At 45.6% G+C, this 15538-nt stretch carries 14 protein-coding genes; 3 read left to right on the top strand and 11 right to left on the bottom strand.

Going from position 1 to position 15538, the window contains the following annotated elements:
- Positions 1-70 precede the first annotated feature (70 nt).
- A complete protein-coding gene (locus tag CPIN_RS17805; RefSeq protein WP_012791221.1) occupies positions 71-646 on the bottom strand; it encodes a Crp/Fnr family transcriptional regulator in 576 nt (191 codons plus the stop codon).
- Between the two features lie 138 nt (positions 647-784).
- Between CPIN_RS17805 and CPIN_RS17800 the strand changes: the two genes are divergently transcribed.
- Together CPIN_RS17800 and CPIN_RS17795 are read left to right on the top strand one after the other, a co-directional pair.
- Positions 785-1624: a hypothetical protein gene (locus CPIN_RS17800; RefSeq protein ID WP_148230587.1), complete on the top strand. Its 840-nt coding sequence runs from the start codon at positions 785-787 to the stop codon at positions 1622-1624.
- A gap of 30 nt (positions 1625-1654) precedes the next feature.
- Positions 1655-2107, top strand: a complete 453-nt coding sequence (locus CPIN_RS17795) for a hypothetical protein (protein WP_012791219.1) — start codon at positions 1655-1657, stop codon at positions 2105-2107.
- Between the two features lie 48 nt (positions 2108-2155).
- Here CPIN_RS17795 and CPIN_RS17790 read toward each other — a convergent pair whose 3' ends face one another.
- The 10 genes from CPIN_RS17790 to CPIN_RS17745 all read right to left on the bottom strand — a co-directional run bounded on the left by CPIN_RS17790 (position 2156) and on the right by CPIN_RS17745 (position 14200).
- Positions 2156-2884, bottom strand: a complete 729-nt coding sequence (locus tag CPIN_RS17790; RefSeq protein ID WP_012791218.1) for a hypothetical protein — start codon at positions 2882-2884, stop codon at positions 2156-2158.
- A gap of 4 nt (positions 2885-2888) precedes the next feature.
- Positions 2889-3599: a hypothetical protein gene (locus CPIN_RS17785; protein WP_012791217.1), complete on the bottom strand. Its 711-nt coding sequence runs from the start codon at positions 3597-3599 to the stop codon at positions 2889-2891.
- On the bottom strand, positions 3599-4762 hold the full coding sequence (locus CPIN_RS17780; protein ID WP_012791216.1) for a hypothetical protein: 1164 nt from the start codon (positions 4760-4762) through the stop codon (positions 3599-3601). Before CPIN_RS17780 ends, CPIN_RS17785 begins: the two co-directional genes overlap by 1 nt.
- A gap of 69 nt (positions 4763-4831) precedes the next feature.
- Positions 4832-5533: a hypothetical protein gene (locus CPIN_RS17775; RefSeq protein ID WP_012791215.1), complete on the bottom strand. Its 702-nt coding sequence runs from the start codon at positions 5531-5533 to the stop codon at positions 4832-4834.
- 58 nt (positions 5534-5591) lie between these two features.
- Positions 5592-6152, bottom strand: a complete 561-nt coding sequence (locus CPIN_RS17770; protein WP_012791214.1) for a hypothetical protein — start codon at positions 6150-6152, stop codon at positions 5592-5594.
- Positions 6153-6216: 64 nt separating this feature from the next.
- Positions 6217-7635, bottom strand: coding sequence for a TolC family protein (locus tag CPIN_RS17765; RefSeq protein WP_012791213.1), 1419 nt, complete (start codon positions 7633-7635; stop codon positions 6217-6219).
- Positions 7632-10814, bottom strand: a complete 3183-nt coding sequence (locus tag CPIN_RS17760; RefSeq protein WP_012791212.1) for an efflux RND transporter permease subunit — start codon at positions 10812-10814, stop codon at positions 7632-7634. The genes CPIN_RS17765 and CPIN_RS17760 overlap by 4 nt, the downstream gene beginning before the upstream one ends.
- A 37-nt stretch (positions 10815-10851) precedes the next feature.
- Complete coding sequence (locus tag CPIN_RS17755; RefSeq protein WP_245552118.1) at positions 10852-11964, bottom strand: efflux RND transporter periplasmic adaptor subunit; 1113 nt, start codon at positions 11962-11964, stop codon at positions 10852-10854.
- Between the two features lie 463 nt (positions 11965-12427).
- Complete coding sequence (locus CPIN_RS17750) at positions 12428-13015, bottom strand: TetR/AcrR family transcriptional regulator (RefSeq protein ID WP_012791209.1); 588 nt, start codon at positions 13013-13015, stop codon at positions 12428-12430.
- Positions 13016-13093: 78 nt separating this feature from the next.
- Complete coding sequence (locus tag CPIN_RS17745; RefSeq protein ID WP_012791208.1) at positions 13094-14200, bottom strand: hypothetical protein; 1107 nt, start codon at positions 14198-14200, stop codon at positions 13094-13096.
- Positions 14201-14679: 479 nt separating this feature from the next.
- Here CPIN_RS17745 and CPIN_RS17740 point away from each other — a divergent pair, with 479 nt between their 5' ends.
- Positions 14680-15489 carry an AraC family transcriptional regulator gene (locus CPIN_RS17740; protein WP_012791207.1) on the top strand — a complete coding sequence of 270 codons (810 nt, stop codon included), beginning with the start codon at positions 14680-14682 and terminating at the stop codon, positions 15487-15489.
- Positions 15490-15538: the final 49 nt, after the last annotated feature.

The following is a 15538-nucleotide window of genomic DNA, read 5'->3' as shown; positions in this document are numbered from 1 at the left end:
TAATTTTGGCTGCAAAATTATCAATAAATAACCGAAGGCGGCAAATTATCAGGTTAGACGGTGGCAAGACCTACTGTCTGGATAGCTGTTTACGGATCCTGCTGAGCGATGACTGTGTGATTCCCAGGTAGGAAGCGAGATAAGATAATGGCACTCTATTGGCCAGATCCGGGAACTTTTCCATGAACATCAGGTAACGGCTGGTAGCATCTTCCGTCAGCATCGGGGCAATCTTATCTAATTTCTCAACCATAGCCCTTTCCCTGATCTTGGCAATGATACGATCCCAGTCCAGGATAGTGGAAGAAAGTAATCGCAGGGTCTCCTCTGAAAAAATGATCATCTCACAATCGGTGATAGCCTGGATATATTCGGTAGAAGGCATTTTACTCTCCATACTGTGTATGTCAGATATCAGCCTGTTACCATCCACAAAATAACGGGTGATCTCAGTGCCCTTGTTATTGAAATAACATACCCGGAGAATACCGGAACGGATAAATCCGATCTCCCGGGGTATTCTGCCCGCTTCAGAGAAATAGTCATCCCTTTTCAGGTGTCTTTCCGTCACATTATCCAGTATCAGTTGTATCTGCTGCTGATTCAGTTGTCCGTATTGCAGCAGATAATTTATCAGGTCATCCATAATAGTCTGTTTCAAAAACGTTTGTCCGTCAGTGTTTTACTACCGGCATTCTCCTCCAAAGATACGTATTCCTGCTCCTGCCAACATTTGCCATTTGGCAAATAACATTTGAATATCTTTGCAACCGAAATTTTACCTATGAAGAAAATTTTTCTATCCATGCTGCTACTGGCAGCGGCCCCTGTTATGGCACAATTGAAAGGTAGTATCGAATACAACCTCTGGAGAGCGCAGCAGGGCGATACGCTGACCGTTTTCGCTGAAAAAGCCTATATCAGGCAGTCGGCCTCTCCCAAAGCAACAATCCAGGACTCCCTTACTACCGGCCAGACGATCATCGCCGCTAAACTGATCGAAACCGAATTCACCATGAAAGGTATTACCGCCCCCTGGTACCAGGTGAAATATAAGGTGGATGGCAAACAAAAAGAAGGTTTTGTATGGTTAGGACTGATGGCTTTCGGTAGTTATCAGAAAGACAGCGTACAGTTCCTCTACGGCATTGACAAGGTAACTCCTGGCGAAATTAAAGAAGCTGATCCGAAATATGTCATCCTGGTGAAAGCATTGAACGCAAAACACGCCGTACTTGATAAGAAATCAGTAACGGTAGACGGTGGTTCTTTTGCCATCTCTTCTGACGCCAAACTACTGGGCGGAATGGGTCTTGATAAGATCAGCACCATTTTCCGTCTTTATTTTAGCGGAGAATCCTGTGGCATACCCGATAACTATATTTACTACGGATGGAATGGTGCCAGACTACTGGAGCTGCCAGGCAAAACCAGTATGTTCGATGCCGGCGCTGTAGCACATACAGAAACACTGCTGTTTCCGAAGGAAGCAGGCGGACAGGCAGGAAAAATCATCCGACTGACCGTTGATGAAGAATTCGGAGAAGATGGCGAAACAGTTGCTAAAAGCAAAAGCATCCGCGAAGTTTATATCTGGAACGGAGAGAAAGCGACCAAACAGTAAGCTTTAATCCGTAAATTCAGGTAAAAAAAAATGCGACGCTTTACCTGTTCCCTACTACTCATTTGCTTTGCCCTCAGCCTCCGTGCACAAACAACGACAGACTCTGTAAAAACAGCTGTCAACCAGCTCTTTACCGCTATGCTGCAGTCAGATAGTGTTGCGTTGACAAATTGCTTTGCACCGGGCGCCGTATTACAAACAATTGTAAAGGACAAACAAGGAGTAACAGGCGTAAAGACAGAAGCGATCAGTGAGTTTGCTTCCAGCATCGGAAAGTTGCCTAAACAGGCTGTTGATGAACAGATCACCTTCGATGTCGTAAAAGTGGATGGAGATCTGGCAATCGCGTGGACGCCTTATAAATTATATTTCAAACAAAAGTTTGCGCATTGTGGGGTGAACTCCTTTCAGCTGGTCAGACTGGCAGAGGGATGGAAAATCCAGTATATTATCGATACACGGCGCAAACAGGGTTGCGAATAAGAGAATGCCCTGGAGCTGACAAAGTCAATTCCAGGGCCCCCTCCATCTTCACTCAATGGTACCTTCCGTTGCAGGCACTTGTTTAACAGGCGCCACTGTATGCCAGGGGATGCCTAATGCTCCTTTGTAAAAGCAGAACATCATTGTATCCATTTTTTTGACCGATAAGTACACTTCCTTATTTACACTTACATCACCAGGAGAACGATCATTCATTCCTCTTAACGACAGGTAATAATGTATAGGCTGCTTACTCAGATTCTCTTTGTATTTGCCTACGACAACTGCTTCCTTATAATCAGACTTAGAAAGATCTGTCCGGACGTTTACAAAGCGAATCAGATTGACGGTATTCATCGTAAAGACAAAAGTCATGAAGACTGTAGTCGCGAGGAAACGTCCGCTTTTCAGGTTCAGACCACGGCTGCAATACCAGATCAACAGTAAGAACAATAATATAAACCATAAGGCACGGGCAAGAACAGGACCATCAGCGATCTTTATATCGTTGGTTAACGATTCCTCATACCACCAGGAAATAAACGGAATTGCTGATCCAAGTACAAGAAACCAATTATTTTCTGCGGGAAGTAATACTACTGCCTTATATCGTTTTAATAAATAAACCGGCACAAATACCAGGCAATAGGGCAGTAATGCCCACCAATGCGAATAACTGTAAAGTTCCATCGCCACTATACAAATGATCACTGCCATTATCAGCAGCAACACAGATACCCTGTTAGCCTTTTTCAGCTGTTGATGCACATCTTCCATAATACTATTCTGTCACCTTTGGGTCCAGCGTAAACCAGGATATACCCAATCCGCCTTTATGATAATAAATAGCTACCTGGCTATCCACATATTTCGAATCAAAAAATTGCTGTGACACAGTCACCTCCTGTCGATCACGTCCATATTTCCAGGGACGCAGTGCCAGCTGGTAGGATTTTGACTTTTTATCTTCCCGTATTTGTCTGTCAGCGACCGTCGTTTCATAACGTTCCGCTACACTTGTATCAGCAAGGCGATTGACATACATGACCAGCATATACGCATTTGCAGTAACCAGGAATATTGCCAGCGCGGTCGACCATAAAAACAGATTACTCCTTCTGTCAAGTCCGCGGCTATACCACCATCCCATGAGTAAAAATATGCCCAGCAGGATGCCGACAAAAATGAACAAGCGATTATCATTCAATACATAAATCGTCTCATATATCCTCGATTCAGCGATACCAATGATCATTAAAATGCAGACACTTTGCATGATCACCCAGTTTTTATCCGGCTCATAAAGGATCACTTTTTTGTATTTTCTGAGCATATATAATGGCACAGGTAAAAAGCCAAAGGGCAATAACGCCCAATAATGTGAATACCTGTAGCACATAACAGCTACTATACTCAGGATAGCCGCAGCCACCAGCAGCATGATCATTTCTCTTTTTCCCTTATTAAGTATCCGGTCCAGTCCTTCGTTCATTATTTGCTTTTTGTTTGTTTCTCCCCTACCTCATACCACGGCATCCCCAATCCGCCCTTATGATAATAAATACCTACTTTTTCATTTGCCCTGAGCTTCCTGTAAAAAGATGATTTCACGTTGACTTCCTCACTTTCCGGTGCATGTTCCCATGGTTCCAGGTAAATATGATAAAACGGTACAAAATGATCTATTGTTATTTCCTTCTTCCTGATACCTGCTTCGTAGTAGGCTATTTCCGAAGTATCCAGACATCTGTTCAATACGATCGTTACAAAAAAAGCATTGGCCAGCGACAATACCGTCAGTATTATAGCAGACACATAAAAGCGCTTTGTTCTTCTGTTAAAATCACGGGTACATTCCCAAAACAACAATGCGAGGGCAGCGACAATAACCGCAAAGGTCGTCCATACACCACTATAATCGGTGATCCCTGTAAAATACCACACGCTCATCAATCCGCATAACACTGTAAAAGAAATAAAGCTGCTGCCGGGCAAACTGCCGGCGGAATTGTCTATCAGCTGTATAAAACCTTTATGCCGCAGTGTCAGGTATAAGGCTGCAGGTATACAGCAAAAAAGTGCCACACCCAACCAGGGACAAGCCGCGTAACAGCGCCATGTCAATATACCCAGCACAATAGTGATACCACCGAGTATACGCAATTCTATTCCGGCACGTTTCCGCCTTTGCGCACGTTCCTGTTCATCATAACTATCTGTCACTTCGCTGTATATCGCCATCTCTTCCATGTGGTTGATATCCGGGTACCAGTTAGCCAACCACGTCTGCAGGTCATTTACCCCCTTCACATAACCGGACAGATAAATGCGTTTACCCGTATTTGGTATTATCCAGAGCCCGTTTCCATCGGATTTATATCCTTTGATATTACTGAGTAGTATTTCCCTGTTGATCAGACGGGATACTTTACGGATGCTATACTTATCTACTATAACCTTCTCTTCCACCTGTAAAAAGGCACAGATAATCAGGCATATAGGAATGGCACAGACCGGCCAGAAATAGATTAGCGGGAAGTTTAATTTTGGGTCATAAAAAGGACCTAAAGCCAGCGCTACAAACACAAACAACATAATGGCCAACAGAATATATAGCAGGATCTTAAAGCCGCGGGATAACGCAAACACTTTCATATAGTACAGGCGATTGTCTTAATTCCTGTAAATATATGCTGGGAAATCCATCCGGTGAAACGTTTTATGTTATCTTCTGTCTACGACTTCAAACCAGGGGATGCCAAATGCACCAGGATGATACAGGATACCCACTTTCTCCGGTGATGCATACTTTTCAAAAAAGGGCTGCGGCACCTGTACCCTTTCTCTTTTCGGCTGTTCTGCCCATCCGTTCAACCAGATGTAATATTCCCGCGTTCTCCCTTTCCGGGTCTTCGTTTCTTTGCCAGTAACAGCAGTCTCATAATAAACAGGCGTTCCTTTATCCAGCATCTTATTCATGATGGTCATAAACAGATAACCATTACCCAGGAACGTCAGCAGTAATAAGAACACACTAAACGTATAGGTCTGCCGGCTTTTGACCTCATGCCGGATACAGAGCAGGAACAACGGGACCTGTAACAAACCAATGAGTATGGCCGCCATCCAGACATAAAGACTACTGATCAGGTGGAAATTGATGGACGTAATCAGATATATCTGCGCGACCAATACCAGCGCGGGAACAGGAAAGACAGTATTCTGTCTGACATTCTTTTCATAACTCAGCTGTACCAACCCCTTATGCCGGTACATCAACACCATTGCACACCATACGCAGATACTTAACAAAAGCGGGAGATAGGGAAATCTATTGCCGGTAAACAGGATCACCCCGAAAAGCAATAAGGTAAGGGTTGACAATATGATTACTTCTCTTGCGGCTTGTTGCTGATGTTGGGTCATAGTAATATCCTTGTTATAGACACGCGGAATTTATATGTTTAAATATAGGTAATCTCTTTTAATATACACCCTGTAGCATCTTCATCACTTTCCACAAATGTTCGCATTGCGACAGGTTTTTTACCGGTGAAAGATCCAGTACCGACTGACGGATATGATTCAGGACCGCCAGATCGGGTTGTGTGCTTTCCGGTACGATTGTCAGACAGGCGAGGACAGTCTTTAATACCGTCGCTTTTACCCGGAGACTATGTGGGGAATACCGTGCAGGATGCAGGTGAATATAACGCCCCGGCTCAATTCCATGCAGTAATATCCAGCGGGAACTATCAGAAAGGCCAATCTCAAAATAACCACCGTTGTCTTTTAAACGTTGCAGATAACCGGCTTCATCAGATAGTCCTGTAGCAGTCAGCTGACTGATCACCTCCCTGAAGAGGTCCGGCAGGTCCAGTACACCATAGTAAATATCCATCTGGGAATTGCCCAATACCTTCAGTCGCTCGGGTAATGTCTGTATGGTCAGTTCCTCTAGCTGCTGGTGTATAAATCCCCGGTGGTGTTTCAGGGCATTAAACAGGATATTATCGGCATTCATCAATTGTCTGACTGGATTCATCGTAAAATAAAAAAAACGTCACAAATGATGTGACGTTTTTTCCAATATACAATTAATTGTACATCTATCGCCAACCGCCCCCGAGGGAACGGTAAAGATCTACTACAGCGTACAGCTGATCTCTTCTGAGATTGCTGACTTCCAGTTCACTCTGCAGTACATTACTTTGCGCGATGATCACTTCCAGGTAACTGGCGCGGCCACTTTCAAACAGCTGGCTGGCATTGTTGACAGCCTGATGGAGTGTCTGCACCTTGGTAGAAGCGATGTCATATTGCGATTTAAGCTTTTCTATTTTCACCAGTGCATCTGCCACCTCTCCGGTCGCTTCCAGTACGTTCTGACGGAAACGGAGCACGGATTGCTCTCTCTGTATCTTAGCCACTTCAAATTGTGTTTTCAGATTTTTACGGTCAAACAAAGGTTGCGCGATGGCGCCTGTTGCCAGTCCGAAGAGAGAAGTTGGTACCTGAAACCAGTCGCTGAACTTTACGGCATTCAGACCACCGCTGGCTGTAATAACCAGGGATGGATACATATTTGCCTTCGCTACACCTACCCTTGCGTTCGCAATGTTCAGGGCCAGTTCGCTGCTTTTTACATCCGGGCGACGGCTCAGCAGATCAGAAGGAATACCGGCAGACAGCTTATCTGTCAATGGATATTCATTCAGTTTGGTGTGTCTTTCTATTGCTGCAGGCAATTCTCCTGACAGGATACGGAGGGCATTTTCCTGTACGGTCATGTCCTGTTCGATCTGCGGGATCAGCTGTGCAGCTGTGAGCTGTTGCGCTTCCGCCTGTTGTACTGCCACCAGGGTGACCTGTCCGGCGTCATACTGTAAGCGGATTATGCGCAGGGTGCTATCGTTCAGTTTCAGGTTATTCTGCGCTACTGCCAGCTGTTCATCCAGCATCAGCAGGTTATAGAATGCCTTTGATACGGTAGCTACGATATCTGTTTGCAACAGCTTACGGGATTCTTCTGTTTGCAGGTAAGCGGCTAATGCTTCTTTCTTCTGATTTTTGATCTTACCCCAGATGTCAGCTTCCCAGGCAAACTGGATATTAGCGCTGTAGTCTTCCAGGTGTTGGGTACCCAGGAACTGACTCAGACTGATACCATTCAAACTGTTATCAGAAGGACGGCTGGTGCTGGCGACAACATTCAGTTTTGCAGATGGGAGATTCAGCAGTTTTGCCTGTCTCATTTGCAATCTGGCTGCCTCCACACTCAGGATGGCCGCCTGCATATCATAATTCTTTTTGATAGCGTTATCGATCAGCGTTTTCAGGGTGGCATCTGTAAAGAAGTTCTCCCATGGAAGATCTGCGATGGTGGTGGAATCAGCTGTTGCACTGTTTCTGAATGCAACAGGTAACTCGGGTTGAGGCGCCGGCGTATCCTTCGACACTTTACATGCCTCCAGTAGGCCGGCACTCAACAAACCTATTAAGAAATATTTATTTATCTGTGCTTTCATACTAATTCCGGTTTAGCGACTTTCGCCTGTTCATTGTTTTGCACGGAAGTGGGTGTACCACTTACCTTTTCCTGCAGGTACTGGAACATCACGAAGAGTACAGGGATGACGAACAATCCAAGTATAACTCCGCTCACCATACCGCCTGCAGCCCCGATACTGATAGAGTGGTTACCGATCGCAGAAGGACCATTGTCACTCATCATCGGTATCAATCCCACCACAAAGGCCAGGGATGTCATCAGGATCGGACGTAACCTCAGTCTTGCAGCTTCGATCGCAGCAAACACCAGGTTTTTACCAGCCTTTCTTCTCTGTGAAGCATATTCCACGATCAGGATGGCGTTTTTCGCCAGCAATCCGATCAGCATCACCAATGCCACCTGTACGTAGATGTTGTTGGAGATATCTGTGAAACGGATAGACAGGAATACACCCAGGATACCTGTAGGGATAGAAAGAATCACCGCCAGTGGCAGGATGTAGCTTTCGTATTGTGCTGCCAGCAGGAAGTATACAAACAGCAGACAGAGTGAGAAGATGATCACGGATTGTCCGCTGGAGGAAATTTCCTCTCTGGTCATACCGGAGAACTCATAAGCATAACCGGTAGGCAGGTATTGTTCTCCTACTTCCTGTACGGCTCTGATCGCATCACCGGAGCTATATCCTGGTTTAGCAATCACGTTCAGACCGATAGAGTTGAACAGGTTGTAACGGGAAGTGGTTTCAGGACCAAATACACGTTTCAGGGTTACCAGTGATTTTGCAGGTACCATTTCACCCAGTCTGTTTTTCACGAAAATACCTTCCATGGAAACAGGTGCTGCACGTTCATCTTTCTCTGCCTGCATCATCACCCTGTAGTATTTACCAAAACGGTTGAAATCACCCGCCTGGCTGCTACCGAAGTAAGCGCCCATTGTCTGCAACAGGTCTTTCACATTTACATTCAGCTGTTCTGCTTTTTCTGCTTCTACTTCTATTTCGTACTGTGGATAGTCCGCGCGGAAGGAAGTAAACGCAAATGCTACTTCAGGACGTTTCATCAGTTCGCCGATAAAGCCCATCGCGATACCACTGAATTTATCCAGTTTACCACTTGTCTTATCCTGCAATACAACATCCAATGCATCTACGTTACTGAAACCTGGTACTGTCGGGAAGGTGAATACGAAGAAACTACCGTCCTTAATAGTGGCCAGTTTACCTCTTACCTGGTCCATGATGGCATTGATGTCTTTTACCTCACCTCTCTCCTTGGCAGGTTTCAGCAGGATGAACGCCACACCCGCAGAAGGGCTGGAAGACTGTGTCAGGATGTTGAAACCGGACAGTCCCATCAGCGCACTTTTAGATGGCAGATCACCCAGTGTTTTCTCTACGTCCTTAATCATGGAAGTAGTTCTGTCAAGGGATGCACCCGCAGGCATAGACATGGAGATCGCGATAAAGCCCTGGTCTTCGGATGGAATAAATCCAGTTGGGGTTTTCCTTACCAGGTAAATTGTTGAAACAATGACGATGATCAGGCCGACAATACTCACCCATTTATGACGGATCAGGAAACGCAGGCTGTTCACATACTTGCTCGTCATGCGATCAAAACCTTTGTTAAATCCGGCAAAGAATTTCTCTTTGAAAGTTGCTTTATGCGTGCTCTCATGCGGACCATGATGCGTTTCTTTCAGGAAGAGCGCTGCCAGTGCAGGACTCAGTGTCAATGCGTTCACCGCAGAGATCACGATGGCAATAGCCAGGGTGAAGGCGAACTGACGATAGAACACACCAGTGGAACCTTCCATGAAACCTACCGGCAGGAATACCGCTGACATAACGAGCGTGATGGATACGATCGCACCGCTGATCTCACTCATTGCAGAGACAGTCGCTGCTTTCGGAGGCAGGTGTTTCTTTTCCATCTTCGAGTGCACCGCTTCGACGACGACAATCGCGTCATCCACCACGATACCGATGGCCAGTACCAATGCGAACAATGTCAGCAGGTTGATAGAGAAGCCCAGCAGGGAGATGAAGAAGAAAGTACCTACGATCGCAACAGGTACGGCGATAGCAGGAATCAACGTAGATCTGAAGTCCTGGAGGAATATGAACACCACAATGAACACCAGGATAAATGCCTCGATCAGGGTGTGTTTTACCTGCTCGATAGACAGGTCAAGCGTATCTTTTGTATTATAAAGGATCAGGTATTTAACGCCTTTAGGGAAGTCTTTAGATGCCTTTTCCATGAATTTCATGATCGCGATCTGGATCTCGTTGGAGTTAGATCCTGCCAGCTGGAAAGAAGCGATGTTAACACCAGGCTTTCCGTTGACACGCGTATAGTTACCATAGGTATATGCACCGAATTCTACCCTGGCTACATCTTTCAGACGCAGGAAGGAACCGTCTCCGTTGGACTTGATCACGATATTTTCATAGTCCTCCGGTTTGGTGAGTTTACCTTTATACTTGATCACATATTCGAAAGATTCTGTACTGCTTTCACCGAATTTACCGGGAGCAGCTTCCAGGCTTTTGTCCTGGATAGCGGCCATCACTTCTTTTGGCGCCAGGTTATAAGCGGCCATCTGTTTAGGATTCAGCCACACCCTCATGGAGTAATCTTTGTTACCACCGAAGATGAGTGCCTGACCTACACCGGGAATCCTTTTGATATCAGGAATGATGTTGATCTGTGCGTAGTTGGCCAGGAAAGTCTGGTCGTATACTTTCGGATCTTCAGAGTACATATCTACCACCATCAGCAAGCTATTCTGCTGTTTAGCGGTAGTAATACCCGCCTGTACGACTTCAGCCGGCAGCTGAGCAGTGGCCTGCGCTACCCTGTTCTGTACGTTTACGGCTGCCTGGTCAGGGTCAGTACCCAGTTTAAAATATACGGAGATCACCAGTGAACCGTCGTTACTGGCAGTAGAGTTCATGTAGATCATGTTCTCTACCCCGTTGATGGCTTCTTCGAGAGAAGGCGCCACAGAACGCAGGATAGTTTCTGCGTTCGCACCCGGATACAGTGCGGTTACCTGTACGGCGGGAGGAGCGATATCAGGGAATTTCTGGAGGGGAAGTTTCCACAACCCCAGGATACCCAGTATCACCATTATGATTGAGATCACCGTTGCTAAAACGGGTCTTTGTATGAATTTCTGCAACATATTTTTTTGTTTTAGGAGGAAGGACTGCGTGTAACGATCAGTTCTGTGCTGGCTTAGCCTTCTCCGGTTTGATTTCCATACCTTCTTTCAGACGGTCAACACCAGATACAACGATTCTGTCTCCGGATTTTACACCATCACTTACCAGGTACTGATTGCCAGTGGAACCGATCACGGTGATTGCCTGACGAACAGTTTTGTTATCCTTGTCTAACGTGTATACGAAAATCCTGTCCTGTATTTCGATAGTAGCTGCCTGTGGTACGATGATCGCTGCTTTATGTTCACGCAGTAATCTTACTTTACCGGTGTTACCTGTACGGATAGTGCCTTTGGCGTTAGGGAATACAGCACGCAGTGTGATAGCGCCTGTGTTCTTCTCAAACTGTCCGTCGATCATATCTACTTTACCTTTTTCTTCATAGACATGATTGTCAGCCAGTACCAATATTGCCGGCGGCAGATTTTTAAGCTTCTCTTCCAGCGTAGAACCATCGTAGTTGTCTTTGAAGCTGAAGAAATCGCCTTCACTCAGAGAAAAATAAGCGTAGATCTCATGTACATCAGAAAGTTTGGTCAGTGCTTCCGGATCGTTCAGAGAGATCAGTGCACCGGCTTTCTTTGGAATACGACCAATATAACCACTCACAGGGGCAGTGATATTCGTGTAACCCAGGTTGATAGCTGCAGAAGCAACCATTGCCTTCGCCTGCTCTACATTAGCTGTAGCCACTTCATGCGCAGTTTTAGCAGTACGCAGCTGCATGTCGGACACCACCTTGTTATTTACCAGTGGCGTTACTTTGTCTATTTCCAGCTGAGCGTTCAACACAGATGCTTCTGCTGCGTGTAAAGCTGCTTTGGCATTGTTGAGCTGTTCGCGATAGCGGTGTTCGTCTATTTTAAATAAAGGTTGACCTGCTTTCACATAAGCGCCTTCATCTACATATACTTTTTCCAGGTAACCATCTACCTGTGAACGGATCTCTACATTTACCTTTCCTTCCAGTGATGCTGTATAGTCGTTTTCAGTGTTCGTATCAGCTGCGCCAATCGTTACCACTTCTGCCGGTGTAGCAGCGGGGGCTTCGTTGTGCGCAGAAGAAGACTTACAGCTGTACAGGCCTACGAGGACTGTCAGGACAAGCATGCTCCGAATTAATACATCTTTTTTCATGTTTATGTTTGTTGAGTGTAATTGACAAAAAGTTTCCCCTGTTGCATAGCTGACTATGCAAGCATACATGAACAGTAAATACATGTAATACCCTGGTCAATGCGTAGGGATGCATTGATTACAAAGCGTTGTTGTTGAAGGTAAAGCGAGCAGTAACATAACGATCGTCGGCGGATCGTCTGTTTAAATACGAATCAGTGAAGTTTTGTCGTACGAACAGTAAGATGGTATATACCACCTGGATACGACAATCATAAAAAAAGCACCTGTTTATGGTCTTTCTGGCAGATAAGAAAGCGTACGTGCCTTCTGCTGCGGTTGATTTCTCTTTTTATCTTGTTAGTGCCAGTTCTGACAGTAACAGATTTTCTAACATTGTTAAAGGTACGTTCTGAAACGATCGTTTCAAAATTTGCGCAAAAAAAAAGCGAAAATTTTAAAAGGGACTTTTCAGATGTAGCTTCGTATATCCTGCCATCTTTTTTACAAGATGTGCATCTTTAAACTGGAGATATGATTGTTTCCAGCCACAAAAGCCATTGAATATAATATGTGCCAGGACAACCGGATCCTTGTCGTCAGACAACTCTCCCTGTTCTTTTGCCCGTCTCAGGAGGTCGGTAAAAATACCAATAGTTCTGTCGCTGGCTGTTTTGATCACACTACGTACTTCGTCGTCATCTCCTGCCAGCTCAAAAGAGGATTTCATCCCCATACAGCATTTGCAGTCATAAACGATACCTGCTACGTAGACGTCGATAATCTTTTCCATCGTTTCCAGCGGAGACAGTTCCTTCAGGGTGAGGACCGATTCGTAGTCCTTTGCCGCCAGGTAACCATATGTCCGCAGACATTCCAGGAAAAGGTTATGTTTATCGCCGAAAGAGTTATAAAGACTGCTCCTGTTGATCTGCATAGCTTCCACCAGATCCTGCATGGAAGTGGCATTGTAGCCCTTCTCCCAAAACACGTCCAGCGCTTTCGCTATCTTTTCCTCAGGAATAAAATCTTTATCTCTGGCCATAACGGGGACAAAGGTACATTCTGAAACGATCGTTTCAAAATATTTTTTTCTCTGTCCCCGCAAGATGGCATGAACATGTTATCTGAAACGTACTGAAAACCCGACATTTATCACATAGTCAGCAAAGGCGGCATCGCCGTTCACCTTATTGGCAGGCGTACTTCTGGCTTTATCGGTATTACTCTGCGTCCTGTCCCTGCGTAAAGCGACAGGAACACCCGCAAAGACGTTCATCTTTTTAAAAGCATAGGAAACGTTGGGCTCCAGGGAGATCACATACCCCGGACGACGGAAATCGCCACTGCCACCAATCAGATCATTTACCGGAATACCTTCCAGTCTGGCGCCCAATGCTGCGCTAAAACCCTTTGTCATATAATTGACACCTGCCCGCGCCATATACTGATCAGGCACGCTGCAAATGGCCTCATTGCCCAGTGCCGGGGTCAATGTCTCCCGATAGGTACGTACCCCATTCTGTTCCCTCGGGTTACTCAGGTAATAGAAATTACCGTATACCCCGAAATGCCGGGAAAAGTATTGGTAGAGGTTGAGTTCTGCGGTAAGTCCGGTACCGCCATCTCCCAGCTGAATGGACTGGTCCACAGTACGCAGCTGTCTGGTGCCATTCGGCCCCACATTATACCAGTAGTCCTGGTAATCATAATCACCGGTAGCGAATTTAATCCCCAACCCTGCCTGAATATTCCCTTTCTTATGCTTTTCAGGGTCCAGCAGCCAGCGGTAGACCGCAATACGCATATCTCCCAATCCATAGGAATGCATACTATGCCGCTGGTTGTAATTATTGACTCCGTTTACCAGGCCATGCTCATATAAGGAAGACCTGGCATTTGCCAGCAAAGGGACGTCCAGCATCACGCTCCAACGGCTGTTAATAAGACGTGTCAGCGTCAGATCGATGGCTGTTTGATGGTTGATCACTTCTGTACCGTTCAGCACTCTCTCTTTCTGTTCTTCTGAACCTTTAAAATGTTTGTAAGATTTAAAATACCGGGCGCCCATACTGAAGATCCATTTATCTGAACGATCTTCATCCGGATGAGTGAGGGTGCAGGTGGCCGGTCCGTTACCGCGTAAAGCGACACACCCCTGTGCCTGGGCGCGCGAAATCATCCCCGTACAGATCACTGACAGGAAAGTAGCTGATAAAATTCTGTTCATAGACTGTTCTATTTACGTTTAGAGAGGACATAAATTCATTGTTCAATAGTCACTTCATTGTTCTTATAGCATAGTGGAATACATCACTGTTCACATAACAAAAACGAAAGGTATAGCGTACTTAATAACTCTAATGTGTGATCCTGGTTGAATGCTTAAATATTGCTTACAGAAATGTAAACAATAATCCCGATATAAGGAAATATATTTCTTTTGCTTATCTTATTGGCAGTCAACTACAACTGCTTTTTACCACTTCTCCCCCAACCCCATTGCAGTGTGTCCGCATAATTTTGCAGTGGATATTGCCTTCCGGATTAAAATAAAGAAGGGCCATTAATCGTCTACGCTATAGAACAGTGTCTGACTATAGTTATCCAACGTTAATGCTCCGATGCAAACGCAGCATCAACGATGGATAACTATCAGTTAAAAGGTATCACCTACCGGCGCCTTCATTATCCATACAATGCTTATACATGCAATATCAGTCCATACAACCAGATAGTTTGCTCCGGGAACAGGTAGGCCGGTTCTGGGTCACGGAAGGACAAATACCTGCCGGCCAATCCATGACATTCCGGTCCATGGTAGACGCCTATCCGGGTATGATATTCCTGGAAGATCCTGCCGCCTTTTTCCCCGACCATACAACCGCTAAAAAACCACATATCTTCCTGCATGGCGCCAGCACCTTCTGCTTTGAAAAAAAGCTGACAGGCAAGGTAAAAATCATCAGTGTACACTTCCGCCCTACCGCTATCTGCTCCCTATTCGGCATAGCAGGTCACGAACTGGCCAATAACGTGACCGACCTGGATAGTGTCTGTAAAAATCACCTGAGCGAACAACTACTCAATGCGACAGGTACAGCCGAAAGAATTGCCCTGCTGAATAATTTCCTGAAGGAGCAATGGCGGCAACATCAAGCTGTAAATACTGCAAAAACACAATACGCCATACAGCTTCTACAGCAAGGCGATACGACGGTTTCATTGCGGCTGTTACAACAGCAACTACATATTACAGAACGTTCGCTCGAACGCCTGTTCAGGGACCAGATCGGTCTTTCCCCTAAACTGATCGCCCGCATTACCCGCTTCCAGAAAGCAGTCAATGCACTAAGTCATCCGGATACGGAAAGTCTGGCAGCGATTGCCTACAAATATGACTACGCCGACCAATCGCATTTCATCCGCGAATTCAAAACGTTTTCAGGTACTACCCCACAGCAATTCCGGCAACAGGCAGGGGCCGGCGTAGAGAACTTCGTAGAGTGGAACGACTAAAAATGTCGGTTTTATGCTATACCACGCCTCCGGCGGATAATAACTTTGC

It is taken from the genome of Chitinophaga pinensis DSM 2588 (assembly GCF_000024005.1).
GTDB lineage: Bacteria > Bacteroidota > Bacteroidia > Chitinophagales > Chitinophagaceae > Chitinophaga > Chitinophaga pinensis.
This window is presented reverse-complemented; position numbering and strand designations above follow the sequence as displayed.

What these genes read in the sequence shown, in the direction of transcription:
- CPIN_RS17805 (WP_012791221.1), bottom strand. Translation starts at nt 646, where the DNA reads ATGGATGACCTGATAAATTATCTGCTGCAATACGGACAACTGAATCAG.
- CPIN_RS17800 (WP_148230587.1), top strand. Translation starts at nt 785, where the DNA reads ATGAAGAAAATTTTTCTATCCATGCTGCTACTGGCAGCGGCCCCTGTT.
- CPIN_RS17795 (WP_012791219.1), top strand. Translation starts at nt 1,655, where the DNA reads ATGCGACGCTTTACCTGTTCCCTACTACTCATTTGCTTTGCCCTCAGC.
- CPIN_RS17790 (WP_012791218.1), bottom strand. Translation starts at nt 2,884, where the DNA reads ATGGAAGATGTGCATCAACAGCTGAAAAAGGCTAACAGGGTATCTGTG.
- CPIN_RS17785 (WP_012791217.1), bottom strand. Translation starts at nt 3,599, where the DNA reads ATGAACGAAGGACTGGACCGGATACTTAATAAGGGAAAAAGAGAAATG.
- CPIN_RS17780 (WP_012791216.1), bottom strand. Translation starts at nt 4,762, where the DNA reads ATGAAAGTGTTTGCGTTATCCCGCGGCTTTAAGATCCTGCTATATATT.
- CPIN_RS17775 (WP_012791215.1), bottom strand. Translation starts at nt 5,533, where the DNA reads ATGACCCAACATCAGCAACAAGCCGCAAGAGAAGTAATCATATTGTCA.
- CPIN_RS17770 (WP_012791214.1), bottom strand. Translation starts at nt 6,152, where the DNA reads ATGAATCCAGTCAGACAATTGATGAATGCCGATAATATCCTGTTTAAT.
- CPIN_RS17765 (WP_012791213.1), bottom strand. Translation starts at nt 7,635, where the DNA reads ATGAAAGCACAGATAAATAAATATTTCTTAATAGGTTTGTTGAGTGCC.
- CPIN_RS17760 (WP_012791212.1), bottom strand. Translation starts at nt 10,814, where the DNA reads ATGTTGCAGAAATTCATACAAAGACCCGTTTTAGCAACGGTGATCTCA.
- CPIN_RS17755 (WP_245552118.1), bottom strand. Translation starts at nt 11,964, where the DNA reads ATGCTTGTCCTGACAGTCCTCGTAGGCCTGTACAGCTGTAAGTCTTCT.
- CPIN_RS17750 (WP_012791209.1), bottom strand. Translation starts at nt 13,015, where the DNA reads ATGGCCAGAGATAAAGATTTTATTCCTGAGGAAAAGATAGCGAAAGCG.
- CPIN_RS17745 (WP_012791208.1), bottom strand. Translation starts at nt 14,200, where the DNA reads ATGAACAGAATTTTATCAGCTACTTTCCTGTCAGTGATCTGTACGGGG.
- CPIN_RS17740 (WP_012791207.1), top strand. Translation starts at nt 14,680, where the DNA reads ATGCAATATCAGTCCATACAACCAGATAGTTTGCTCCGGGAACAGGTA.